The organism is Candidatus Dormiibacterota bacterium (assembly GCA_036495095.1).
Lineage (GTDB): Bacteria > Chloroflexota > Dormibacteria > Aeolococcales > Aeolococcaceae > CF-96.
Map to the genome: position 1 here is coordinate 24,115 of DASXNK010000211.1, position 23,522 is coordinate 47,636.

The window sequence follows — 23,522 nt, forward strand, 5'->3', positions numbered from 1 at the left end:
CCGGCGGGTCAGTTGCCGAGGGTCGGATCCTCGGGCAGGGTCACCTGGATGTCCGGGATCGGCAGGTACGCGGGCGAGGTGCAGTCGCCGTTGATGTCGATGCCGGAGGTCGGGCACATATCGGTGCTGAGGCCGACGGTGTCGCCCTCGTGACGGCCCGAGGTGTCCACCACGCCCAGCGCGCACGGGCTGGAGAGGTTGGTGAAGCTGCTGCAGAGGCCACCGGGGTTGAGGTCGCCGTCCTGGCGGGTGAGCATCACGTAGATGCGGCAGCCGACCTCGGTGCTGTTCGGCTGGGTCTCGGGCAGCGGCGCGAGGCAGAGCGTGCCCGCGGGGTAGTTGTGGATCGCGGTCTTGCCCGGCGACACGGTGAAGGGGGCGGCGACGCAGGCGTCCTGGGGACCGGAGAGGTCCAGGGTGCACTTGGTGTTCGAGTAGCTGATGTCACCACCGCCCTCGGGGACGTCGAGGATCGCCGCGGTGCAGCGGTTCACGGGCTTGAGGCCGACGATGCTGCAGGCGTTGGGGGGGTCGAAGGTCCACTGGCCGTTGGGGGTGATCACCATGGTCAGGGCCTGGTTGGCCACCTCGGGGCTGTGCACCGGGTTGCTCGGCGGCGCCGGCGTGCCGTTGTCCGGCAGGTGCAGGGTCATGTCCGCCGGCTTGAAGGGCAGGTTGGTGCACGACCCGCTGATGTCGCCGATCGGCGGCAGGCTCAGGTTTGAGTTCTCGGGGCAGCTGCTGCCGCTGAAGTCGATGACGTCGGTGCTGCCATGGCCCTCGGTGTCGACCACGGCCACCGTGCAGGGCGAGGTCAGGTAGAACGCCGCCGAGCACAGACCGGGGGCGTTGAAGTCACCGTCGTGCTGGTGGATGACCATGAACAGAAGGCACGGGCCCGGGAAGCAGCTCGCCCCCGGGAAGTCCTTGATGGCGAGCTGGCCGCCGCTCGACGGCAGGTAGGCCGCCGCGGTGCAGGGGCTGAGCTGGCTGGCGCTCTTCAGCGAGATGCCCTGGAGACCGAGCTGGTCGTTGGTCTGCGCGGGACACGGGTCGCTGGAGTAGCTGATGTCGGCCGGCTGCTTGTCGGTCGCGAAGATGGCGGCGGTGCAGCGGTTCTGGCCGAGGCTGGTGGCAGCGCAGGCGTTGCCCGGCTGGAAGTTGTCGTCGCCGGAGGGCGCCAGCACGAAGGTCACGCCCTGGGCGCTGACCTCGGGGTCACCGACGCCCGCGGCGCTGCCCGCGGCGTGCGAGCCGCCGAGTCCGAAGCCGATCGCGCTGACCAGGCTGACCACTGCCAGCGGCAGGGCAGCTCGGCGCCACGACGTGAATCCCCAGTTTGTCATCATCCCTTCCCTTAGCTGAGGATGCGGTCCCCGGCGCGATTGGTCGCGCAGCTGACTGACAGGGTTTCCGCACCGCTCCTACAGCCGGTTCAGACGGGACCTTCGGACAAATCTTGCATGGGCCCGGAACTTGTTAAGGAGCAGGTCGGGGCACGCTTAACGAGTTGCAGGGCAGTGTCATTGTCGCCATTGTTGCTTTCCTGGCGATTGAGACGGTGCTAAATCATCCGGAGTGGCCTGTGGCGATCTGCCCCGCCCGGTGGCACCTGTCCACAGGGCGGCGCCTCACCTCACGACTTAACTCATCCTTAATGAGCGGGTAACCCGCCCATCCCTGGGCTGGGCCCAGCATTGTCGGGGGCCTCCGGGGCGGGTCGGTCGCGCCCGGCGGCCGTACCAGCAGAGAAAGGGGGAACCGCGTGCGTCTGCGCAGAGGTGGAGCCCGAGGATGAGTCAGGACGTGCTCGCCCCGCCACCACGGGTGGGTCCGGCGCCCCCACCGGGCCCCGCGCGGGCGGTGTGCCGGGTCGGCCTCCGGGCCGCTCGGGTCGACGCGGTGATGCGCTGGGTGGTGCTCGGCGCCGCCGCGGTCAGCGTGCTCGTCGTCGTCCTGGTGGTCGTCTTCCTCGCCAGCAAGGCGGCCCCGGTGCTGCACAAGCCCGGTCTGAGGGAGTTCCTCACCAGCGCCGACTGGCAGCCCGACGGCACCGGCGGCGGCTTCGGGGGGGTCTCCTCCTTCGGCGCGCTCCTTCCCATCGCCGGCTCCGCGATGGTGGTGGCCCTGGCGCTCGTCCTCGCGGTGCCGCTGGCCATCTCGGCCGCGCTCATCCTCGAGGAGCTCAACCCGGTGGTGGGCGGCCGGGTGCTCCGGCCCGCCGTCGAGCTGTTCGTGGGCATCCCGTCGGTGGTCTACGGCTACCTCGGCTTCATCGCGCTCCTGCCCATCCTCGAGCGGGTGGCGCCGCCCGGGCGTCAGGGCTCGGGGGTGCTCGCCGCCGGTGTGGTGCTCGCGATCATGGTCACCCCCACCATCGCAACCATCAGCGCCGACGGCCTGAGCTCCGTGCCCCGGGCACTCAAGGAGGCGTCCCTGGCCCTCGGCGCCACCCGCTGGCAGACCATCTGGCGGGTGCAGATCCCGGCGGCGCGGGCCACGATCATCAGCGGCGTGGTGCTGGGGCTGGCCCGGGCGATGGGCGAGGCCCTGGCGGTCGCCCTGGTGATCGGCGACGTCAACGCCCTCCCCCCCTTCAAGGAGTACGGGCTCAGGGCGCTCCTCTTCCCCACCACGACGATGACCGTGACCATCACCGACGGCGTCAACCAGCTGGCGATCAACCCGGACGGCACCGCCGCCCGGTACGCACTGGCCCTGGTGCTGCTGCTCATCACCTTCGGCTGCATCGCCGTGGTGCGCTTCGTGAACCGGGGCAGCGTCAGGAGCGTGGTGTGAACCGCCGGGCCCGGGTCACCGACCAGGCGGCGGTGCTGATCATCCGCGGCCTCGGGGTGATCCTGGTGGCGCTGCTCGCCTGGATCATCGTCTTCCTCATCATCAACGGCTGGCAGGAGCTGCACCGGCTCGGCTTCTACACCCAGGCACCGAACATCGGCGGCCCCGGCAGCGGGGTGGGCCCGCAGCTCTTCAACACCTTCTACGTCCTGGTCCTCTCGATGCTGCTCACCGTGCCGGTGGCCCTGCTGGCGGGGATCTACTTCGCCGAGTACGCCGGCACCGGGGCGCTCACCAACGCGGTGCGCCGGGCCACCGAGACCCTGGCCACGCTGCCCTCGATCATCGTCGGCCTGTTCGGGTTCGCCCTCTTCGTCGAGGCCACCCACTCCCATCCCAGCCGGCTTGCCGCCGCCCTCGCCCTGCTGGTGATCAACCTGCCGTACGGCATCCGGATCACCGAGGACGCGCTCCGGTCGATTCCCAGCAACCTGCGCGAGGGCAGCCTGGCGCTCGGTGCCACCCGCTGGCAGACGGTCACCCGGGTGCTGCTCCCGGCGGCGCTTCCCAGCCTGATCACCGGGGTCATCCTCATGGCCGGGCGCGCCTTCGGCGAGGCCGCGGCCATCCTCTTCACCGGATCCGCAGGAGCGATCACGGCGGCGGGCAACTACAGCCTGAGCCCGTTTCTCGCCGGCGACACCCTCGCCGTCGACCTCTACCAGTTCCGCACCCAGGCCGAGCCGGGCACGGTGACCGACGCCCGGCAGTACGCTGACGGCGTGGCCGCCCTGCTCATCCTGCTGGTGCTGGTCTTCAACGCGTCCGCCCGCCTGATCGGCCGTGTGGCCGTCCGCCGCCTGCAGGGAGGCTGAGGGAGAGAGATGGGGATGTCCGCCGCCGAGCCCATGGACGGGTCGCAACCCGCGGAGACAGCGAGCCCCAGCGCGGAGCCCGACCGGAAGATCTCGACCCGCGACCTCAACCTGTACTACGGCACGACCCACGCGGTCCGCGACGTCAACTTCTGGGCCACGCCCGGCGACATCACCGCGATCATCGGCCCCAGCGGCTGCGGCAAGAGCACCCTGCTGCGCAGCCTCAACCGGATCAACGACGTGATCCCCGGCTTCCGGATGGAGGGGTCGATCCTGCTCGACGGCGAGGACCTGCTCGTCCCCGGGGTGGACGTGATCAATCTCCGGCGCCGGATGGGCATGCTCTTCCAGCGGCCCAACCCCTTCCCCGCCTCCATCTACGACAACGTCGCCTACGGCCTGCGCCTCGCCGGCCGGGTTCCCCGGTCGGTCGCCGACGGCATCGTGGAGAGCTCGCTGCAGCGCGTCGCGCTCTGGGACGAGGTCAAGGACCGGCTGGGCAGCTCCGGCCTCGGTCTCAGCGGAGGCCAGCAGCAGCGCCTCTGCCTGGCCCGGGCGCTGGCGGTCGAGCCGGACGTGATCCTGATGGACGAGCCCTGCTCGGCCCTCGACCCGATCGCCACCCTGCGCATCGAGGAGCTGCTCCACGAGCTCCGAGGATCGGTCACCATGGTGATCGTCACCCACAACATGCAGCAGGCGACCCGGGTCAGCGACCGGACCGCCTTCATGCTCGTCGGTGAGGGACGTGTCGGTGAGCTGGTGGAGATGGGCCCGACGATCGAGCTCTTCAGCAATCCCAGGGACCGGCGCACCGAGGACTACATCACCGGGAGGTTCGGATGAGCGAGATCGTCTCCCATCCCCAGCGGAGCGTCTTCGACGAGGAGCTGCGCTCGGTCCGCTCCGCGGTCACCGAGATGGGCGAGCTGGTCGACCGGGCCATCTCCGGCGCGATGGTGGGGCTCATGGAGCGCGACGTCGACGCCTGCGCGGTGGTGATCGCCGAGGACGCGCGGATCAACGAGCTGCAGCGGGATGTCCGCGAGCAGAGCTTCACGATGATCCTCACCCAGGCCCCGGTGGCCCGCGACCTGCGCGAGATCATGGGGCTGCTCCACATGTCCGCGGAGCTGGAGCGGATGGGCGACCACTGCGTCAGCATCGCCAAGATCGCGCGCTCGCTCGCCGACTTCCCCCAGCTGGCCACCCACATCGACCTCCCCAAGATGGCCCAATTCTGCCGGGAGCAGGTGCGCGACATCCTCGCCGGCGTGGTCGCGCGGGACGTCGCCCGGGCCCGGCTGGTGGCGGCGCGCGACGACCGCATCGACCGGGTCTACCACCGCCTCTTCGACGAGCTCGTCCAGCTGATGTCGGACGACGGGCAGAGCGCCTACCGGGCCACCCACCTCGTCTTCGTCGCCCACCACCTGGAGCGCATCGCCGACCGGGTGACCAACATCGCCGAGGATCTCGTCTACCTGGAGACCGGGGTCATCGAGGAGCTCGGCTGACGCAGTGACGGCCATCCGGTGGCCCGGACCGCGACGGCGATCCGGGCCGGACGGATGGTTGGCGACGGAGGCGAGAGCTCGTGTGAGTATGTGCCACGACTGACGAAGACCGGGCAACCCGCTGTTCAAGGGACGGTGATCGAATGGAGTGCCCGGGGCGGCCAGCCACTCCTTAATGTGCGCCTAACCCGTCCTTGACGTCCGCCCCGGCAGCATAGGGCTGTTTCGTCATCCGTGACAGGGCGGATGACTGTCGACCAACGGGGGGTCCGACGTGCACCGACATCTGAATCTCATGGCCGCGCCCATGCTCCTCGGCGTCCTCGCCCTGGCGGCGTGCGGCAGCGACACCAGCGGCACCGGGTCGACCTCGAGCAGCAGCAGCACCACCAGCTCGAAGGCCGCGGCGGCCTGCGCCACCGGCACCGCCACCGCCAGCGGCTCCACCGCGCTGCTGCCGCTGGCGCAGAAGGCAGCCGAGCTCTACGCGGCGAAGTGCCCCGGCGCCACCATCACCGTCAGCGGCGGCGGCTCCTCCACCGGCCTCGCCAACGTCGCCGCGGGCACCTCGGACATCGGCGACTCCGACGTCCCCGTGAGCGACGCGCCGACAATCAACGCCAGCGCGCTCACCGACCACCAGGTCGCCATCGTCGTCTTCGCGATCATCGTGAACCCCAAGACCACGGTGACCAACCTGACCCTGAAGCAGGCCCAGGACGTCTTCAGCGGCAAGGTCACCAACTGGAAGGACGTGGGCGGCGCCGACCTGCCGGTCACCCTGATCGAGCGCAAGCCGGGCTCAGGCACCCGCCTCGCCTTCGACAAGACGGTGATGCGGGGCACCCCGGAGTCGACCACGCCGGCCTCCACCCAGGACTCGACCCAGCTCGTGGTCCAGGGCGTGACCGGCGCCGACGGAGGCGTCTCCTACGTCAGCCTCGCCTCGGCGAACGCCACCGTGACGGCGCTGAGCCTGGACGGCGTCAAGCCGGGCGCCGACACCGTCAAGGCCGGTCAGTACCCCGCCTTCTCCCACGAGCACATGTACACCAAGGGGCAGGGCTCGGCGCTCGCCCAGTCCTTCATCGCCTACATCCTGACCGACACCTTCCAGACCGGGACGGTGACCACCCTCGGGTTCCTGCCGCTCTCGACCACCGACGCTCAGTCGCTGGCCGACAGGTAGCGGCGGCGGGGCCGCCGCCGGCTCACTCGGAGCCGGCGGCGGCGGCCCTCCGGCGGCTGGACGCGGCGCGGCGGCGCGCCGCCGGCTGAGCCTGGCCCTCGAGCACGGCGTCGCCGCCCGACTCGAGCGTCTGGCGGGCGGTGCGCTCGGCGAAGATGGGCACGAAGTCCTGCACCTTCGCGTTGGCCGCCAGCCGCTGGTAGGCGTCGAGCAGGGTGTTCTCCACGACATCGGCGGGATGCCGGTCGGCGTAGCGGGAGCGGAGCGAGGCCGCGGCGGCCTCCAGCGCAGGCGGGATGCGGTGCGGCGTGGTCATGCCACGCCCGCCCGGGCACGAATGGGCACGCTTGGTTTCCCCCCAAGGACGCGATGCCGGTGCTGCTCCCCCAGTCTGTCACCCCCCCTCCGATCGCGGGGCCAAGCAGAAAAGAACAAATGGTTAAGAAGGGGGGACCCGCGACACCACTGCCCGGCGGGTCAGGAGCGGGACGCGGCCGCCAGCGCGCGGCGGAGCGGCACCACCCGGTCGCTGATGATGATCTGCACCCCGCAGCGGAGCACCTGGCGGGCGAGGCCGACCCGGTTGACCGTCCAGGCGGCCATCAGCAGCCCGAGCCGCTCGGCGGCGGCGCACAGCGCCGGGGTGATCGCCCCGTGGGCGACCGCCAGCCCGGCCGGGGCCACCTCGGCGGCGAGCCGCGGCAGCTGGCCGGGCAGCCAGCGACGGGTGGGGATGGCGGCGAGGTGGAGCAGGTCCTCACGGCAGAGCGGACGGTCACGGGCGAGGCTGCCGAGATCGGTGAGCGGCGGCACCAGGCCGCGCAGGCCGCGCCGCTGGGCGAGCACCTCGACCACCGCGCCCGCCCACTCCGGCGAGGTGGCGGGGATGGCCGGCAGGCTCCACCAGCGCGGCACCGCCGGCGCCCCCCGGCGCAGCTCGATCAGCACCGCCCGCTCGTCGCTGCACACCCCGAGCACGTCGAGGCCGCGGTGACGCTGCAGCCACCGGGCCAGGGGGGTGGCCACCTCGCGGGTCTTCACGTCGATGAGCAGGGGCACCCGCCCGGCCACCATCTCGACGGCCTCGTCGAGGGTGAGCAGGTCGTGGCCGCGCCGGCGGAGCTCGTCGAGCGTCACCGTCGACAGCCGGCGGCCGCTGGCGAGCCGCGCGTCGTGGCGCAGCACCAGGGCGCCGTCGGCGGTCGCGCAGACGTCGAGCTCGACACAGTCGACGTCGGCGCGCAGCACCTCGTCGATGGTCTCGCGGGTGGGGGCTCCGCCGGGACGCGCGGCGGCGAGGCCGGCGTGCGCCACCCAGCGCGTCGCCGCCACCGCCTCGGTGCAGCCGCGCCCGGGCGCACCGCGCTCGGTCTCGAGGACGCGGCGGTGCTCGGCCCCGCATCGGAGGCAGCTCTCGCGCATGCGCCCGCCGGCGCGCTCGTCGAGCGCGCGCCGCCGGCTTCCGCACCAGGTGCACGCGGCGAGCCGCAGCCCGGTCTCCTCCACGGTGTGCCCCGGCCGCTCGTCGAGCCGGGCCGCGAGCGTGGAGGTCACGCTGTCCATGCTAGGCGCGGCGCGCATCCAGAGGGGGGAAGGGGGCTTTAAGATCGTGCGGGGGTGTGCTGAAACGCCCTCACGCGGCGGGCGAATCAGCTCCGCGGCAACTGGTCGAGTCGGTAGCCGACCGCGAACACCGTGGTGATCCGGAACGGGATGGCCTCGAAGCGCTCGAACTTCTCGCGCAGCCAGCGCACGTGCACGTCAACGGTCTTGCGGTCGCCGTAGAAGTTGCTCCCCCAGACCTGCTGGATCAGGCTCTCGCGCGAGTGCACGCGGTTGGGATGCGCGAGCATGAACGACAGCAGGTCGAACTCCTTCGGCGCCAGCCGCACCTCCTCCTCGCCGACGTGCACGGTGCGCGCGCCGCGGTCGAGCTTGAAACCGTCGAGCTGCTCGACGTCGGAGGGCTGGCCGCCCTTCTGACCGCTGAGCTCCACCCGGCGCAGCAGCGCGTTGATGCGCGCCATCAGCTCGGTCAGCGAGAACGGCTTGGTGACGTAGTCGTCGGCGCCGACGTGGAGGCCGACCACCTTGTCGATCTCCGCGCCCTTGGCGGTGAGCATGAGGATCGGCGTGGCCATCTCCTGGCGGAGGATGCGGCAGACCTCGAGCCCGCTGAGCTCGGGCAGCATGAGGTCGAGCAGGATGAGGTCGGGACGGATGCGGCGCGCCTCGTTGAGCGCCTCCGGGCCGGTGCCCGCCTCGCTGACCTCGTACCCCTCCTTGACGAGGTTGTACCGCAGCGTCTGGCGGATGTTCGCCTCGTCCTCCACGACGAGGATGCGCTTCGGCATCAGCGTGTGCGCGCCTGGGAATCTGCGATGCCGGTGACCACTTCCTGCATGGTGCGGTGCGCCGGGGGCGGGGCGGGTTATCGGCCACTTAAGGGTCCGTTAACCGTGCTCAGCCGGGCGGGGTGGTGAAGGACCGGCGCCCCTATACTCGGGGTCGATGAGCACGCCGCATGGCGGGACGGAGATCTCCACGATGCCCCCGCTGCTGCTGGAGCGGCTGGTCGAGAGCCTCCGCGACGGCGTGCTGGTCGTCGACGCGCAGCACCTCATCCGCAGCGCCAACCCTCCCGCGTGCCTGCTGCTGCAGCTGCCCGAGCACCCCGAGGGGCTGCGCCTCGAGGAGTGCGTCGGCGACTACCGGGTCTGCCTGCTGGTGGACGGATGCCTGTCGTCGGGCACCGCGGTCGAGCGCGAGCTCAGCGATCCCCTCGACGTGCGCCACGTCCTCGCCCACGCCGTCCCCGTCGTCGACCAGGCCACCGGCACCACCGTCGAGGTCGCGGTGATCCTCCGCGACGAGACCAGGGTCCGCCGGCTGGAGACGGTGCGGCGTGACTTCGTCGCCAACGTGTCCCACGAGCTCCGCACCCCGGTCGCGGCCATCCAGCTGCTGGTCGAGACCCTGCTCGGCGGCGCCCTCGACGATCCCGGGGTGGCCCACGAGTTCGTGTCGAAGATCGGCCTCGAGGTGGCGCACATGGGCCAGATGGTCGCCGAGCTCATCGAGCTCAGCACCATCGAGTCGGGCCGGCTGCCGATGCGCATGGAGCCGACCCCGGTGACCGAGCTGGTGGCCGCAGCCGAGCGGCTGCGCCCGCTTGCCGACGAGCGCCGCCTGCAGCTGCGCTACGAGGTCGACCCCAGCACGCCGCACGTCTACGGTGACGGACCGCGGCTGGGCCAGGTGGTGCGCAACCTGGTCCACAACGCCATCAAGTTCACCCCGGAGGGCGGCTCGATCACGGTGTCGGCGCGCCGCGCCGTCGAGACCGACGCCGACATGGTCGAGATCCAGGTCACCGACACCGGCTGCGGGATCGCTCCCGACGACCTCCGCCGGGTCTTCGAGCGCTTCTACAAGGCCGACCGTTCGCGCCGCCGCGAGGGCGAGGGCAGCGGCCTGGGACTGGCGATCGCCCGGCACACCGTCGAGGCCCACGGCGGCCGGATCGCGGTGCAGTCGACGCCCGGCCGGGGCGCCACCTTCGTGGTGCTCCTCCCCTCCTTCAGGGGCGCGGGGACGACGTCGCTGCGGCGCCGGAGGGGCTGACCCCGGCACCGGCGGCGGCGACCGCGCGGTCGTCGAGCCGGTCGAGGCGGTAGCCCGCACGGGTGACGGTGGTGATGCGCAGCGGCATGGTGTCGAACCGGTTCAGCTTCTCGCGGAGCCAGCGGACGTGGACGTTGACGGTGCGGCGGTCGCCCAGCGCGTTCCCCCAGACCTGCTCGAGGATGCGCTCGCGCGACTGGACCCGGCCGGCGTGGGCGAGAAGGAAGGAGAGCAGGTCGAACTCCTTGAGGGTCAGCTCCACCTCGGTGCCGGCGACGTGGACGGTCCGCGCCGCCCGGTCGAGGCGGAAGTCGCCGAGGTGCTCGACCTCCGCGCCCCCGCCGGGGCGGCCGTTGCTGAGGTCGACGCGGCGGATCATCGCCAGCACCCGCGCCTGCACCTCGCGGATCGAGTAGGGCTTGGGCACGCAGACGTCGGCCCCGGCGCGCAGGCAGCCGATCTGCTCGGCGGCGTCGTCCTCGCCGGTGAGCACCAGGATGGGGGCGTTGGTCTCCTCGCGCACCGCCGCGACCACGGCGGCACCGGTCATGTCGGCGAAGCGCCCGTCCAGGACCAGCGCGTCGGGCTGGAGCCGGCGGGCGGCGACCACCGCCTCCGAGCCGGTCGCCGCCTCGGCGACGGCGTAGCCCTCCTCGCCGAGGGCGCGCCCCAGGGCGGCGCGGCCCTCCGGCTCGCCGACGGCGACGAGCACCCGCTTGGCCATCGCACCCCGCCTCCCCTGCCACCGACAACGACCTGTCAACGGTCCACGGCGTATCGTGCGGTGCTGCCGGTGAACGGCGGTCGATCGAGATGTTAAGGATCGGTGAGGAGGCAGGGGGGACCGCCGATTCACCCCGGATCTTAAGCCTGCGGTTGCCCGCCGTTCGCCGCCGATGGGGCACTCTGGTGCGGTGGCGCCCACCCCTCGGGTGCCGATCCCGGGTGAAGAACCAGGGTGCCCGGGAGTGGCCGGCCTCGCCACGTCCGTCGCCGTTCCCGAACCCTCCCCCCTGGGCCCGGACCGCTCGCAGGTCCGGGCCTTCTCGGGGGGGACCACCACGCGGTGTCCGACAGGGGGGGTTCGGAACCGCGGCGCGCGCACGTGCTGCTATTTGTGTGTGTGTTGGATTGACAGATTTGTTCTGTATACTCGCGGCCCCGCGTCGGCGGTACGGCCCGGGTGCGAGATCGACCAGATGGGGCGGCGCACACCCAGGGCCGAGGCGAGAGGGCGCCCCCGGCGGACTCCAGGAGCCGGCGCCCCGGACACCCCGAGGACAGCACGTGGCGAAGCTCAAGAAGACCATCGAGGCGCTCGAGCGGCGCGTGGAGCGGAAGCGAGCCGCCCACGGGAAGCTGGTCGCGCGCGCCGAGCGGACCCAGCGTCGCATCGGCGAGCTCGCGACCGCCCTGCAGGAGGCGGAGATGGCGCTCGCCGCCGCTGTTGCAGCCCGCCAGGCGGGCAAGACCTCCGGCAAGCGGCCCGACGCGGCGGCCAACGGCGCCGGCCCGGCGGCGGCGACGTCCGCGCCGGAGACCACCGCCCTGACCGCCGCCCCCGCGACCACCGCCATCATCCCCGCACCGGCACCCGCCACCGCTGCCCCCGCGACCGCGCCCGCGCCGGTGCGGGCTCGCGCCACCCCGATCCGCCGGGGCACGCCGTCCCCCGCCGCCCCCGCCGCCGCGGCCCCGGCGGCGCCGCGGTCGCCGTCGCAGCGCCGCGGCCGCCCCGGATGAGGGTCGACCGCAGCCGGTGACCGACGGGAACGACGGAACCGATTCGCTGAGCGTGGTCCACGGAGCGTCGCAGGGCCCCGGTGCCGCGGAGGCGTCCGAGCACGGGCCGGCGCTGACCCTGGTCGCCGCCCAGAGCCTGCGCTATCTCAACCGCCACCTCAGCTGGCTCGACTTCAACTCCCGGGTGCTCGCCCTCGCCGAGGACGCGGCCCTGCCGCTGCTGGAGCGCGCCAAGTTTCTGGCCATCTTCAGCAGCAACCTGGACGAGTTCTTCCAGGTGCGCGTCGGCGGCCTCACCGAGCAGCGGAACGCCGGCCTGCTCACGCTGTCCCCCGACGGGCTCACCGTCGGCCTCCAGCTCGAGGCGATCCGCGAGCGTGCGCTCGAGCTGGTCGCCCGTCAGACCTCCGTCTTCCGCGAGGTCGCCGCCCAGCTGGAGGCCGCCGGGCTGCGCTTCTCCGACTACCGCTCGCTCGACGACGACGACCGCGCCCACCTCGACCGCGTCTTCGAGGAGCAGGTCTTCCCCGTCCTCACCCCGCTCGCCGTCGACCCCGCGCACCCGTTCCCGTACATCAGCAATCTCTCGCTCAACCTCGCGGTGGTGGTGGGCGATCCCGACAGCCCGGCCACCCGGATCGCGCGGGTGAAGGTGCCGCAGCTGCTGCCGCGCTTCGTGGTGATGCCCGACGGTGAGCGCTTCGTGCCCCTGGAGCAGCTCATCGCCGCGCACCTCGAGCAGCTCTTCCCGGGGATGCGCATCCTCGGCCAGCACCCCTTCCGGGTGACCCGCAACGCCGACTTCGCCCTCGAGGAGGAGGAGGCGGAGGACCTGCTCACCGCCGTCGAGGCGATCCTGCGGATGCGCCGCCGCTCGCCCCGGGTGGTGCGGCTCGAGCTCGACACCACGATGGACGCCGGGGTGCTGAGCCTGCTGATGCGCGAGCTCGAGATCGGCGAGGAGGCGGTGTACCGGATCGACGGCCCGCTCGACCTCGCCGGCCTCTGGGCGCTGCACCGGCTCGACCGCCCCGAGCTCCACGATCCGCCGCTCAAGCCCGCCACCCAGCCGCGGCTGGCGGCAGCCCCCGACGGGCCGCCCGACCTGTTCAAGGTCATCGCCGGCGGGGACGTGCTCGTGCACTTCCCCTACGAGAGCTTCAGCACCTCGGTGGAGGCCTTCATCGAGCAGGCCGCCCGCGATCCCGACGTGCTCGCCATCAAGCAGACGCTCTACCGCACCTCGGGCCCCGACAGCCCGATCGTCCGCGCCCTGGTGGCCGCCGCCGAGGCGGGCAAGCAGGTGGTCGCGCTGGTGGAGCTGACAGCGCGCTTCGACGAAGCCACGAACATCGCCTGGGCGCGGGTGCTGGAGCAGTCGGGCGTGCACGTGGTGTACGGGCTGGTGGGCCTGAAGACGCACGCCAAGACCGCGCTGGTGGTGCGCCGTGAGGCGGGCGGCATCCGCCGCTACTGCCACGTCGGCACCGGGAACTACAACCAGCAGACCGCGCGCCTCTACGAGGACCTCGGGCTGCTCAGCTGCGACCCCGAGCTCGGCGCCGACCTCACCGACCTCTTCAACTACCTGACCGGCTACAGCCGGCAGCGCCGCTTCCGCCGGCTGCTGGTGGCTCCCACCACGCTCCGTCCCCGGCTGCTGGAGCTGATCCACCGCGAGACCCGCCGCCGAGGCCGCATCTTCATGAAGCTCAACCATCTCGTCGACCCCGCGATCGTCGAGGCCCTGTACGCCGCATCCTCCGCCGGAGCGGAGGTCGACCTGATCGTGCGCAGCGCCTGCGGGGTGCGACCGGGGGTGCCGGGGATGTCGGAGCGGGTCCGGGTCCGCTCCATCGCGGGACGCTGGCTCGAACACTCGCGGATCTTCCGATTCGGCGCCGACACCGTCGCCGACTGGTACATCGGCTCCGCGGACATGATGAGCCGCAACCTCGACGGCCGCGTCGAGGCGCTGGTGCCGGTCACGGACACCGGCCTGCAGGCGCGCCTCGGTGAGATCGTCGATGTGCTGCTCGCCGACGACTGCCTCTCCTGGACGCTGGACGCGGACGGGGGCTGGCACCGGGTCCCGCGCCGCAGCGGCGTGAACGCGCAGGAACGGCTGGCGGAGCTGGCCCGCGGCCGCGCCGACGGGCGCGACAGCGACGGCGCCCGCGCACTGGGGGCCGAGGCATGAGCACCACCACGCCACCCGCGGTGCACCGCGAGCGCGAGCTGAAGCTGGCGGCCCCGCCCGACTTCCGTCTCCTCGATCTCGGCTCGGTGGCCGAGGACGTGGTGATCACCGCGGCCGACGAGCGCCGGCTCACCACCGTGTACTGGGACACCCCCGACCTGCGGCTGATCCGCTGGGGCTGCACCCTCCGCCACCGCGCCGGCGAGGGCTGGACGGTGAAGCTCCCCAAGGTCGAGCACTCCGCGCTGCTGGTGCGCGACGAGCACAACTTCCCGGGGCCGCCGTCCGCGCCCCCGGAGGCGGCCGTCGACCTGGTGCGCGCCTACGTGCGCACCGCGTCGCTCTCCACGGTGGTCCGGATGCGCACGGTGCGCCGGGCGGTGTCGGTGCTCAGCGCCGACGGCCGGCTGCTCGCCGAGATCGACGACGACGACGTCTACGTGCAGCAGGGACGCAAGGTCACCGGCCGCTTCCGCGAGCTCGAGGTGGAGATGGCGGCGGACGGCAGCGACGCCCTCCTCGACGCCATCGTCGAGCGCCTCCGGGCCGGGGGCGCGGGCGCCGCCGATCCCACCCCCAAGCTGGTGCGCGCCCTCGGCACCACCGCTGTCGGCCCCCCCGAGGTGGTCGCCGAGTCGCTCGACGGCGCCGCCACCGCCGGCGCCGTGGTACGCCGCGCCATCGCCGCATCGGTGGCCCGGCTGCTCCGCCACGATCCCGGGGTGCGGCTCGGCGGCGAGCCCGAGGACGTGCACCAGGCGCGGGTCGCCACCCGGCGGCTGCGCTCCGACCTGCGCACCTTCGCCCCCCTCGTCGACGAGGCCTGGGCGACGTCACTGAGCGAGGAGCTGCGCTGGCTGGCCGCCGAGCTGGGCACGGTGCGTGACGCCGAGGTGCTCGCCGAGCGGATCCACGCCACCGCCTCGCGCCTCCCCGCCCAGGACGTCGAGGCCGGACGCCACGTCGCCGACCAGCTCGTCACCGGCGTCGCCGGCGCCCGCGACGGCCTGCTCGCGGCCCTCCACGACCCGCGCTACGTCGCCCTCCTCGACCGCCTGGTCCTGGCCGCGCACAGCCCGATGCTCACCACCGAGGCCGACGGCCCCGCCCGCAAGGTGCTGCCCGGCCTCGTCGACATCCCCTGGTCGAAGCTCTGGCGCGACGGCCGCCGCCTCGACGCCACCAGCCCCGACGCCGAGCTGCACGCGCTCCGGATCCGCGCCAAGCGGGTGCGCTACGCCGCCGAGGCGGTCGCCCCGGTGATGGGCCCGCGGGCCACCCGCTTCGCCGCCGCGGTGACCAACCTGCAGACTGTCCTCGGCGAGCACCAGGACGCGGTGATCGCTGGCGACTGGCTGCACCAACACGGCCCGCAGTCCGGCCAGCCCTTCGCCGCCGGCCAGCTCTGGGCGCTGGAGCGGGCCGCCGCCGACGAGGCGCGCCGCCAGTGGCCCGCAGCCTGGAAGCGCACCACCGACCGCAGTTTGCGAACCTGGTTCTGAGGCGGCTGACCGGGCCGGCCGGCTGCTAGCGGGCGACCTCGAGCCGCTCCGGATGGAGCGCGCCGAGGAGGGTGCGGTCGCGCGCGTAGGTGAGCAGCGCGAGCACCTCGCCCAGGGGCAGCCAGCGCACCTCGTCGACCTCGTCGCTGGGCTCGAAGGTGCCGCCGGTGGCCTGCATCAGCCAGTACACGACCACCTTCGAGCGACCCTTGCGGTCGATGTAGCTGGTGGTGCCGAGGGGGCGGTCGACACGGCAGCTCATGCCGGTCTCCTCCTCCACCTCGCGCAGCGCTCCCTCGATCTCGGTCTCGCCGGTGGCGAGCTTGCCCTTGGGAAGCGACCAGTCGTCGTAGGCGGGACGGTGGACCACGGCGAAGGCGCGGTCGCCGCCGGTGGTCGGCCTCCAGACCACGCCTCCGGCGGCGCGCACCGACACGGCGGTGGTGGGTCTCAGCTGCACGATCTCCCCTCTCTGCGGCGCGGATCCGGCCCGCGCCTGGGGTGCCCTTCCGGTTCCCATGTCAACTCAGTGTGCGCGCGCCCCCCGATCCGGGGGCTAACGCCCGATTAAGGTCCAGGGGGGAGACGGACGTTCCGGCAGGCATCCGCGGCGTGCGGCGCGGATGGCGCGTTCTCAGCGATGCGGGGCGGAGACGATCCCCAGCCGGGGCGCGCCCGGGCGCAGCGGCGCGGCGGCGCGACGGCCGGCGAGCAGGGCGCGCTGGGCCCCGGGACCGGCCGCCGCACGGGGCTCGACCTCGTCGGAGTCGGTGAGCCGGTCGTCCTCGAGCGTCGCCAGCCGCGGGGCCGGCAGCCGCATCCCGATCAGGTACATGAGCACGTCGACGCTGCGGATCTCACGCACCCGGGTGCCGAAGCGGGCAAGCTCCTGCTCCACCGGCTCCTCACCGGCGAGCAGCCGCGCGTAGAAGGTCTGGCGCTGGGGGTCCCAGCCATACTCCCAGATGCAGCCCGGCTCCTCCGCCGTCAGGTGACGCCGGCTCATGTGCTCGTTCCTCCGCCAGGGTCGGATCGCACGGGCCAGCCGGAGTTTCCCCCCCGGACGCCCCCGGTCTCCCGACGTGGGAAAAGTGTGCGGAGTCTGTTGAAAACACGTGGACAGAGTGGTTAAGACCTGCTTAACCACCGGCAAAATGTTCACCGATCCTACGCCGGAGACGGGGACGGGCGCCCCCTCCGCGCCCGCCCCGTCCCCGGCCGGGGATCCGCTACCGGCCCAGGCAGCCGAGCAGGGGCAGGCACGCGGGCGCCGGGGAGGCGGCGCCGAGCGCGCCGCCGACCGAGGTCACGGCGCCGTCGAGCGTCCCGGTGAGTGAGCTGACCGGCGGCAGCCCGGGCAGGGTCACCGCCGCGGCCGGGGTGGTGACGGCGGCCGAGCCGCCGCCGGCCTGCGCCGATCCGCCCGAGGCATGGGCGCCGGCGCCGGTGAGACCCGACACCACCCCGGTGGCGGCTCCGAGCACCGGTGCGACCGCCGAGCCGGCGGTGGAGACGACGCCGTGCACGCCGGTGCCGACCAGGGCGATGAGCGCGGGCACGCTGGCGACGGTGAGGGCCGGGCCCGGGGACGCGCCGCTGGCCGGGGTGGTGCCGGACAGGGGTGCGGTACCGGCGGCGGTCGCGGCGGTCGCGGCCGCGGTCAGCGACGGGAGCGCCGGCAGCAGGGCCGAGGCCGAGGCCGAGGGCAGGTCCGGGGACGCGCCGAGCAGCAGGCCGGCGCCGCCGGCCGCGGAGCCGCCGCCGCCGCCGTCGCCACCACTGTCCCCGGCAGCCGCCACCGAGGGAGGCGAGGAGGAGTTGGCGACCACGCCGCTCGAGCTCGAGGTGAACAGGAGGGCGCTGGATGCGCCGCAGGCGGCGGCGGCGGCGACGACGACGACCATCCGGGTGGGGGACATCTGAGCCATGGGGGGTGTCCTTCGGTGGGCGACACCCCACCTGGGTCTGCCGGGGAGAGGGGAGACCCCGACATCGACAGGAAACGATGCCGGTGGGCGATTCCCTGCGGCCTTCCCGCACTCGTGACAGGGCGGCACGGTGGCGTCACAGGCGCGACAGCGCCGAGACGCGCCAAATGTGACGGATGTCACGGACGGGTGGAACGGGCCCGGATAGGCTTGCGGCGAGAGCCGCCGCCAGCGTCGACGAGGGGTGTGACTGTGATCACTGAGCCGAGCCCGCCCGCCTCGGTGCGGAAGAAGGTCGACCGCGACGAGGTCTTCGTCGAGTTCACGAAGAGTATCTGCCCGGTCTGCAAGGCGGTGATCGACGCCCAGGTCAACGTCCGCGACGACAAGGTGTACCTCCGCAAGCGCTGCCGGGAGCACGGCGAGTTCGAGGCGCTGGTCTACGGCGACGCCAGGATGTACTTCGACTCGGTGCGCTTCAACAAGCCGGGCACCATCCCCCTCGAGTTCCAGACCGAGGTGGTCGACGGCTGCCCGCTCGACTGCGGCCTCTGCCCCGAGCACAAGCAGCACGCCTGCCTGGGGATCATCGAGGTCAACACCAACTGCAACCTCGACTGTCCCATCTGCTTCGCCGACTCCGGCCACCAGCCGGACGGCTACTCGCTGAGCCTCGAGCAGGTCGACCGCATGCTCGACGTCTTCGTGGCCAGCGAGGGCGAGGCCGAGGTGATCATGCTCAGCGGCGGCGAGCCCACCATCCACCCGCAGATCCTCGAGATCATCGAGCTCTGCAAGACCAAGCGGATCAAGACGGTGAACCTCAACACCAACGGCATCCGCCTGGCCAGCGACGTGAACTTCGTGAACCGCCTCGGCGAGCTGAAGGTCAACGTCTACATGCAGTTCGACGGCTTCAAGGTCGGCACCCACCGCGCCATCCGCGGCAAGGACCTCCGCGAGCGCAAGAAGCGGGCCCTCGACAACTGCGCCAACGCCGGGCTGACCGTCACCCTGGTCGCCGCCGTCGAGCGGGGCATGAATGAGGACGAGGTGGGCGACATCATCCGCTACGGCATCGAGCACCCCGCGGTGCGGTCGATCGCCTTCCAGCCGGTGACCCACTCCGGGCGCCACGTCGAGTTCGACCCGATGACCCGGCTGACGAACTCCGACATCATCCACCTGGTCGCCGATCAGCTCCCCGAGTGGTTCCGCACCGACGACTTCTTCCCGGTGCCGTGCTGCTTCCCCACCTGCCGCTCGATCAGCTACTGCCTGGTCGACGACGGCAACGTGCTGCCGATCACCCGGATGGTCAACCCCGAGGACTACCTCGACTACGTCTCCAACCGGGTGATGCCCGACATGCAGGTGCGCACCGCGCTGGAGAAGCTCTACAGCGCGTCGGCGATGCCCGGCACCGCGCAGATGACCGACCAGCTGGAATGCGCCACCTGCGGCATCGACCTGCCCGAGGCGCTGCGCGACCTCGCCTCGAAGGCGTTCATGATCGTGATCCAGGACTTCCAGGACCCCTACACCCTCAACGTCAAGCAGCTGATGAAGTGCTGCGTCGAGGAGATCACCCCGGACGGCAGGCTGATCCCCTTCTGCGCCTACAACTCGGTGGGCTATCGCGAGCAGGTGCGCGAGCAGATGAGCGGGGTCGGCATCCCCACCCTGGTGCCCAACGCCCAGCCCCTGCAGGCGATGCTCGAGGTCACCCGCTACGGCTCCAAGACGGTGCGCACCAACGGCGGCGGCAGCGGCGACGCCCCCGCCGACGGCAGCGGCCACGCCCCCCGCGACAGCACCAACACCGGGAAGGGGCTGCGGTCGGGGGGGAGCGGGGGAGTCCCCCCGCAGCGACAGTGATGGCCGGGAGCCTGCCCTCGGAGACCCCCGAGCTCACCAAGAGCTGCTGCGCGGCCGCGTACTCCGGCGACGTGGTCGCGATGGTGCTCGGCGAGAGCTATCACCCCGGCGGCCTCACCCTCACCCGCGGGCTGCTCGGCCACCTCGGCCTCGGCTCCGGCGGCCGCGTCCTCGACGTCGCCAGCGGGCCGGGGGCGACCGCCCTGGTCGCCGCCACCGAGCACCCCGTCGAGGTGGACGGCGTCGACCTCTCCGAGAGCAACGTGGCCCGGGCCACCGAGGCCGCCCGCGAGGGCGGCCTCGCGGGGCGGGTGCGCTTCCACGTCGGCGACGCCGAACGCCTGCCCTTCCCCGGCGCCAGCTTCGACGCGGTGGTGTGCGAGTGCGCCTTCTGCACCTTCCCCGACAAGGCCACCGCGGCGCGAGAGCTCGCCCGGGTGCTGCGTCCCGGAGGGCGGCTGGGCATCACCGACGTGACCATCGCCCCCCCGGGACTGACCGGGGAGCTCGCCGGCCTCGCCGGCTGGGTCGCCTGCCTCGCCGACGCCCGGCCGCTCGAGGAGTACTCCACGATCCTCGCCGCCGCGGGGCTGCGCACCGTGCACACCGAGCGCCACGACGCCGCGCTGGCCCGGATGGTCGAGCAGATCGACGCCCGGCTGCGAGCGCTGCGGATGATGCGCTCCACCATGCCGGCGCTCGCCGGGGTCGACTTCGAGCGCGCCGCCGAGCTCACCGGCCAGGCCGCCGCCGCGGTCCGGGACGGGGTCGCCGGCTACGCGATGCTGGTGGCGCAGAGGGAGTAGCCGTCAACCGGGGGATCGCCGAGCCGGGCTGACAAACCCCGACGGTGGGCGCGCCGACCTTCACAGGAATGTAAGGTGTATGCGGCCGGACCAGAGGCCGCAACCCCAGCTCGGAGAATCGCACTTGGCCGTCCACCCCGACATCCCCATCACCGCCGAGGGGCGGAAGGCGCTCGAGGAGGAGCTCGACCAGCTCGTCCGGGTGAAGCGCCCCGCGGTGGTCGCGCTCATCGCCCAGACCCGCGAGCAGGGCGACCTGCGCGAGAACGCCGGGTACCACCAGGCCCGCGAGGACCAGAGCATCATGGAGGGCCGCATCGCCGAGATCGAGGAGACGCTGCGCCGCGCCGTGATCATCGACGTCCCCAGGAACGCCAAGGTGGTCGAGCTGGGATGCACGGTGACCGTGCACGACGAGTTCGGCGAGACCACCCTCCAGCTGGTCGGCCCCACCGAGACCGATCCCGCCGCCGGCCGCATCTCGGCGGGCTCGCCGGTGGGCAAGGCCCTGCTCGGCCACAGGGCCGGCGACAGGGTCAAGCTCAACACCCCCGGGGGCGCCCGCGAGATCGAGATCCTCACCGTCACCGGGCGCTCCTGACCGTGGCCGTCACCGGGGTCCACGGGCTGCTCTACAGCTCCAAGCCCGAGGAGCTGCGGGACGTGCTCCGGGACGTCCTGGGCTGGAGCCACGTCGACGCCGGCGGCGGCTGGCTGATCTTCGCCCTGCCCCCGGCGGAGCTCGCCGTCCACCCCGACGGGACCCCGCACCACGAGATCAGCCTGATGTGCGACGACCTCGACGCCACCGTGGCCGAGCTGCGTGCCAAGGGCATCGCCTTTCGCGACGATCGCGGGGAGCAGCGCTGGGGACTGACCATCACCATGCTGCTCCCCGGCGACCTCCCCGTCCTCCTCTACGAGCCCCGGCACCCCACCGCGATCTGAGGCGTATCCTCGTCGGCCGGATCGTGCGACGAGAACGAGCAGCCCGGAGAGCGCCATGAAGAAGATCCTTCTCGACGAGGACCAGCTTCCCGACCGCTGGTACAACATCCTCCCGGACCTGCCCGAGCCGCTCGGTCCGTTCCTCCATCCCGGCACTCTCGAGCCGATGGGCCCGGCCGACCTCGCCCCCCTCTTCCCGATGGCGATCATCCAGCAGGAGGTGTCGGCGGAGCGCTGGATCGAGATCCCCGACCAGGTCCGCGACGTCTACCGGATGTGGCGGCCGACCCCGCTCTACCGCGCCGACCGGCTCGAGAAGGCGCTCGACACCCCGGCGCGGATCTACTACAAGTACGAGGGGGTGTCCCCCGCGGGATCGCACAAGCCCAACACCGCGGTGCCGCAGGCGTACTACAACGCCGCCGAGGGCATCCGCCGGCTCGCCACCGAGACCGGCGCCGGACAGTGGGGTTCGGCGCTCGCGTTCGCCGGCGCGCTGTTCGACATCGAGGTGTTCGTCTACATGGTGCGCATCTCCTACGACCAGAAGCCCTATCGGAGGGCGCTGATGGAGACGTGGGGAGCGCAGGTGGCGGCCTCGCCCACCGACCGCACCAGCTTCGGGCGCTCGGTGCTGGAGCGCGATCCGCAGTCGCCCGGCAGCCTCGGCATCGCCATCTCCGAGGCGGTCGAGGAGGCGGCGACCCGTGACGACACCCACTACGCGCTGGGCTCGGTGGTCAACCACGTGCTCCTCCACCAGACCGTGATCGGGCTGGAGGCGATCAAGCAGATGGAGATCGCCGGTGCCTATCCGGACGTGGTGGTCGGCTGCGTCGGCGGGGGCTCCAACTACGCGGGGCTCGCCTATCCCTTCATCGCCGAGCGGCTGAGCGGGCGGCAGCCCGCCACCCGGTTCGTCGCCGCCGAGCCCGCCGCCTGCCCCACCCTCACCCGCGGCGTCTACGCCTACGACTTCGGCGACACCGCGGGCATGGGCCCGGTGGTGCCGATGCACACCCTCGGCCACAACTTCGTCCCCGACCCGATCCATGCCGGCGGGCTGCGCTACCACGGCGACGCCCCCTCGCTCTGCGCGCTGGTGCGCCACGGCATCGTCGAGCCTCGCGCCTACACCCAGAACGAGTGCTTCGCCGAGGCGGTGCGCTTCGCCCGCACCGAGGGCATCCTGCCCGGCCCGGAGCCCTCCCACGCGCTCCGTGCCGTCGCCGAGGAGGCGCTGGCCGCCCGTGAGGCGGGCGAGGCGCGGACCATCCTCGTCAACCTCTCCGGCCACGGCCACTTCGACATGTCCGCCTACGACGCCTACTTCGCCGGCCGCCTCGAGGACGTCGAGCTGCCCCAGGCCCGCATCGACAGCGCCCTGACGGAGCTCCCGCCGGTGCCCGCGCTGAGCTGAGCGGGCCTCACTCGGGCGTGCACATGCCGGGAGGCATGCGCTCGTCCTCGGCGCCGCCGTAGCAGGGCACGCCGTTGCTGGGGGAGGCGAGCCGGCGCAGCGCCTCCTCGTCGCGCAGCCGCACCCGCCGGCCGGTGATCTCGAGCACACCCTGGCCGGCGAGGCGCTGGAGGGTGCGGGAGACCGACTCGCGGCTCGCCGCGGCGCGGCTGGCGAGGTGCTCGCGGGAGGTGGGGGCGCCCTCCGGCGGGATTCCCGCCTCGAGCAGGGCCGCGGCCACCCGCCGCTCCACCGACGACTGGGAGAGGCGGCGGGCGAACTCCTCGGCGTCGTGCAGCTGGCGCAGCGCCTCGCGGAGGAGGACGAGCCCGAGCCGGGGCACGCAGCCCATCAGGGTCACCACCTCGCGGGCGGGCGCTCGGAGCAGCACCCCGTCGGTCTCGGCGAAGGCGTCGACCGCCGGGGGCAGCGCCGAGACCAGGTTGGCGAGGCCGAGCACGCTCCCCGAGCAGAAGCGGTGCAGGGTCACCTCCCGGCCGCTGGAGGTGACCGAGCACACCCGCAGCCGCCCCTCGGTGAGCACGAAGACGTGGGAGCGGCCGTCGCCGGCGGTGATCACGCGCTCCGACCGGCGGAAGCTCTGCGTGGACATCAGCGCCACCAGGCGGTCGACGTCGGCGCGGTCGAGCTCGCTGAAGAGGGGCAGGGTGGTCAGGGCGGAGGGCATCGGGACATGTTCTCCCACGGTCGAGGTGGCGTCATCCCCTGTACGTGGGAACGTCGGCGTCGGACGTCTCCCCGGTGATCGGTGGCAATGTCCGGGCCGCCCGCACCGTCTTACCTGATACGGGAGTCCGGAGGACGGGGAGGGCGGGTCGATGCGGCGAGGTCGTGTGGTCGGGATCGGGGGCGCCGGGCTGGCCGCCGCCATGCTGGGGGCGGCCCCGCTGCCCGCCGCTCTCCGGCAGCTTCCAGATCGGCGCCTGACCCCCACGCGAACTGGTGACCGGCGCCGGTCGGGTGCGCCGGGCGACAATATCCCCTCACGTCCGGGCAGGAGGGGAACCGCATGTACTCGGTCAGCAGGACG

General features: G+C 72.6%; 23 protein-coding genes. 14 read left to right on the top strand and 9 right to left on the bottom strand.

Annotated features, from left to right (window positions below; all coding sequences use genetic code 11):
• Positions 1-8: 8 nt before the first annotated feature.
• Entirely contained in the window at positions 9-1,346 is a 1,338-nt protein-coding gene (locus VGL20_21880) for a hypothetical protein (protein ID HEY2706342.1), read from the bottom strand.
• 448 nt (positions 1,347-1,794) lie between these two features.
• On the opposite strand from VGL20_21880, the gene pstC reads away from it, so the two are divergent.
• From pstC to VGL20_21905, 5 genes are all read left to right on the top strand, one after another.
• Positions 1,795-2,799 (top strand): phosphate ABC transporter permease subunit PstC, encoded by a 1,005-nt coding sequence (pstC, locus tag VGL20_21885; GenBank protein ID HEY2706343.1) that lies wholly within the window; start codon positions 1,795-1,797, stop codon positions 2,797-2,799.
• Entirely contained in the window at positions 2,796-3,674 is an 879-nt protein-coding gene (gene pstA, locus VGL20_21890; GenBank protein HEY2706344.1) for a phosphate ABC transporter permease PstA, read from the top strand. The genes pstC and pstA overlap by 4 nt, the downstream gene beginning before the upstream one ends.
• Positions 3,675-3,707: 33 nt before the next feature.
• Positions 3,708-4,523: a phosphate ABC transporter ATP-binding protein PstB gene (gene pstB / locus VGL20_21895; GenBank protein HEY2706345.1), complete on the top strand. Its 816-nt coding sequence runs from the start codon at positions 3,708-3,710 to the stop codon at positions 4,521-4,523.
• On the top strand, positions 4,520-5,194 hold the full coding sequence (phoU, locus tag VGL20_21900) for a phosphate signaling complex protein PhoU (protein HEY2706346.1): 675 nt from the start codon (positions 4,520-4,522) through the stop codon (positions 5,192-5,194). The genes pstB and phoU overlap by 4 nt, the downstream gene beginning before the upstream one ends.
• A gap of 295 nt (positions 5,195-5,489) precedes the next feature.
• Complete coding sequence (locus VGL20_21905) at positions 5,490-6,383, top strand: phosphate ABC transporter substrate-binding protein (protein HEY2706347.1); 894 nt, start codon at positions 5,490-5,492, stop codon at positions 6,381-6,383.
• 22 nt (positions 6,384-6,405) lie between these two features.
• Here the strand turns inward: VGL20_21905 and VGL20_21910 are convergent, their stop codons facing one another.
• From VGL20_21910 to VGL20_21920, 3 genes are all read right to left on the bottom strand, one after another.
• Positions 6,406-6,699 carry a DUF3562 domain-containing protein gene (locus tag VGL20_21910; GenBank protein HEY2706348.1) on the bottom strand — a complete coding sequence of 98 codons (294 nt, stop codon included), beginning with the start codon at positions 6,697-6,699 and terminating at the stop codon, positions 6,406-6,408.
• Positions 6,700-6,860: 161 nt separating this feature from the next.
• Positions 6,861-7,937 (bottom strand): glycerophosphodiester phosphodiesterase, encoded by a 1,077-nt coding sequence (locus VGL20_21915; GenBank protein ID HEY2706349.1) that lies wholly within the window; start codon positions 7,935-7,937, stop codon positions 6,861-6,863.
• Positions 7,938-8,032: 95 nt separating this feature from the next.
• A complete protein-coding gene (locus VGL20_21920; protein HEY2706350.1) occupies positions 8,033-8,737 on the bottom strand; it encodes a response regulator transcription factor in 705 nt (234 codons plus the stop codon).
• 157 nt (positions 8,738-8,894) lie between these two features.
• On the opposite strand from VGL20_21920, the gene VGL20_21925 reads away from it, so the two are divergent.
• Positions 8,895-10,007, top strand: a complete 1,113-nt coding sequence (locus VGL20_21925) for an ATP-binding protein (GenBank protein HEY2706351.1) — start codon at positions 8,895-8,897, stop codon at positions 10,005-10,007.
• Here the strand turns inward: VGL20_21925 and VGL20_21930 are convergent.
• Positions 9,964-10,731 (bottom strand): response regulator transcription factor, encoded by a 768-nt coding sequence (locus VGL20_21930; GenBank protein HEY2706352.1) that lies wholly within the window; start codon positions 10,729-10,731, stop codon positions 9,964-9,966. The genes VGL20_21925 and VGL20_21930 overlap by 44 nt on opposite strands.
• 563 nt (positions 10,732-11,294) lie before the next feature.
• On the opposite strand from VGL20_21930, the gene VGL20_21935 reads away from it, so the two are divergent.
• From VGL20_21935 to VGL20_21945, 3 genes are all read left to right on the top strand, one after another.
• Positions 11,295-11,750 carry a hypothetical protein gene (locus tag VGL20_21935; protein ID HEY2706353.1) on the top strand — a complete coding sequence of 152 codons (456 nt, stop codon included), beginning with the start codon at positions 11,295-11,297 and terminating at the stop codon, positions 11,748-11,750.
• 112 nt (positions 11,751-11,862) lie between these two features.
• Complete coding sequence (gene ppk1 / locus VGL20_21940; protein ID HEY2706354.1) at positions 11,863-13,950, top strand: polyphosphate kinase 1; 2,088 nt, start codon at positions 11,863-11,865, stop codon at positions 13,948-13,950.
• A complete protein-coding gene (locus VGL20_21945; protein ID HEY2706355.1) occupies positions 13,947-15,452 on the top strand; it encodes a CYTH and CHAD domain-containing protein in 1,506 nt (501 codons plus the stop codon). Before ppk1 ends, VGL20_21945 begins: the two co-directional genes overlap by 4 nt.
• 25 nt (positions 15,453-15,477) lie before the next feature.
• Here VGL20_21945 and VGL20_21950 read toward each other — a convergent pair whose 3' ends face one another.
• The 3 genes from VGL20_21950 to VGL20_21960 form a co-directional block, all read right to left on the bottom strand.
• Complete coding sequence (locus VGL20_21950) at positions 15,478-15,912, bottom strand: NUDIX hydrolase (GenBank protein ID HEY2706356.1); 435 nt, start codon at positions 15,910-15,912, stop codon at positions 15,478-15,480.
• Positions 15,913-16,086: 174 nt separating this feature from the next.
• Positions 16,087-16,458: a hypothetical protein gene (locus VGL20_21955; GenBank protein ID HEY2706357.1), complete on the bottom strand. Its 372-nt coding sequence runs from the start codon at positions 16,456-16,458 to the stop codon at positions 16,087-16,089.
• A 223-nt stretch (positions 16,459-16,681) separates the two neighbouring features.
• The gene (locus tag VGL20_21960) at positions 16,682-17,380 is read right to left on the bottom strand and encodes a hypothetical protein (GenBank protein ID HEY2706358.1); all 699 of its coding nucleotides are present in this window, start codon (positions 17,378-17,380) and stop codon (positions 16,682-16,684) included.
• Between the two features lie 255 nt (positions 17,381-17,635).
• Between VGL20_21960 and VGL20_21965 the strand changes: the two genes are divergently transcribed.
• From VGL20_21965 to VGL20_21985, 5 genes are all read left to right on the top strand, one after another.
• On the top strand, positions 17,636-19,258 hold the full coding sequence (locus tag VGL20_21965; protein ID HEY2706359.1) for a radical SAM protein: 1,623 nt from the start codon (positions 17,636-17,638) through the stop codon (positions 19,256-19,258).
• A complete protein-coding gene (locus VGL20_21970; protein HEY2706360.1) occupies positions 19,258-20,064 on the top strand; it encodes a methyltransferase domain-containing protein in 807 nt (268 codons plus the stop codon). Before VGL20_21965 ends, VGL20_21970 begins: the two co-directional genes overlap by 1 nt.
• A gap of 124 nt (positions 20,065-20,188) precedes the next feature.
• Entirely contained in the window at positions 20,189-20,665 is a 477-nt protein-coding gene (gene greA, locus VGL20_21975) for a transcription elongation factor GreA (GenBank protein ID HEY2706361.1), read from the top strand.
• A gap of 2 nt (positions 20,666-20,667) precedes the next feature.
• The gene (locus tag VGL20_21980; protein ID HEY2706362.1) at positions 20,668-21,012 is read left to right on the top strand and encodes a VOC family protein; all 345 of its coding nucleotides are present in this window, start codon (positions 20,668-20,670) and stop codon (positions 21,010-21,012) included.
• Between the two features lie 55 nt (positions 21,013-21,067).
• On the top strand, positions 21,068-22,432 hold the full coding sequence (locus VGL20_21985; protein HEY2706363.1) for a TrpB-like pyridoxal phosphate-dependent enzyme: 1,365 nt from the start codon (positions 21,068-21,070) through the stop codon (positions 22,430-22,432).
• Positions 22,433-22,439: 7 nt separating this feature from the next.
• Here the strand turns inward: VGL20_21985 and VGL20_21990 are convergent, their stop codons facing one another.
• On the bottom strand, positions 22,440-23,159 hold the full coding sequence (locus VGL20_21990; GenBank protein ID HEY2706364.1) for a Crp/Fnr family transcriptional regulator: 720 nt from the start codon (positions 23,157-23,159) through the stop codon (positions 22,440-22,442).
• Positions 23,160-23,522: the final 363 nt, after the last annotated feature.

Bases quoted from the DNA above. Each gene is read 5' to 3' on its own strand.
- VGL20_21880 (HEY2706342.1), bottom strand. From the start codon at position 1,346: ATGACAAACTGGGGATTCACGTCGTGGCGCCGAGCTGCCCTGCCGCTG.
- pstC (HEY2706343.1), top strand. From the start codon at position 1,795: ATGAGTCAGGACGTGCTCGCCCCGCCACCACGGGTGGGTCCGGCGCCC.
- pstB (HEY2706345.1), top strand. From the start codon at position 3,708: ATGGACGGGTCGCAACCCGCGGAGACAGCGAGCCCCAGCGCGGAGCCC.
- phoU (HEY2706346.1), top strand. From the start codon at position 4,520: ATGAGCGAGATCGTCTCCCATCCCCAGCGGAGCGTCTTCGACGAGGAG.
- VGL20_21905 (HEY2706347.1), top strand. From the start codon at position 5,490: ATGGCCGCGCCCATGCTCCTCGGCGTCCTCGCCCTGGCGGCGTGCGGC.
- VGL20_21910 (HEY2706348.1), bottom strand. From the start codon at position 6,699: ATGACCACGCCGCACCGCATCCCGCCTGCGCTGGAGGCCGCCGCGGCC.
- VGL20_21920 (HEY2706350.1), bottom strand. From the start codon at position 8,737: ATGCCGAAGCGCATCCTCGTCGTGGAGGACGAGGCGAACATCCGCCAG.
- VGL20_21925 (HEY2706351.1), top strand. From the start codon at position 8,895: ATGAGCACGCCGCATGGCGGGACGGAGATCTCCACGATGCCCCCGCTG.
- VGL20_21930 (HEY2706352.1), bottom strand. From the start codon at position 10,731: ATGGCCAAGCGGGTGCTCGTCGCCGTCGGCGAGCCGGAGGGCCGCGCC.
- VGL20_21945 (HEY2706355.1), top strand. From the start codon at position 13,947: ATGAGCACCACCACGCCACCCGCGGTGCACCGCGAGCGCGAGCTGAAG.
- VGL20_21955 (HEY2706357.1), bottom strand. From the start codon at position 16,458: ATGAGCCGGCGTCACCTGACGGCGGAGGAGCCGGGCTGCATCTGGGAG.
- VGL20_21960 (HEY2706358.1), bottom strand. From the start codon at position 17,380: ATGGCTCAGATGTCCCCCACCCGGATGGTCGTCGTCGTCGCCGCCGCC.
- VGL20_21970 (HEY2706360.1), top strand. From the start codon at position 19,258: ATGGCCGGGAGCCTGCCCTCGGAGACCCCCGAGCTCACCAAGAGCTGC.
- VGL20_21985 (HEY2706363.1), top strand. From the start codon at position 21,068: ATGAAGAAGATCCTTCTCGACGAGGACCAGCTTCCCGACCGCTGGTAC.
- VGL20_21990 (HEY2706364.1), bottom strand. From the start codon at position 23,159: ATGCCCTCCGCCCTGACCACCCTGCCCCTCTTCAGCGAGCTCGACCGC.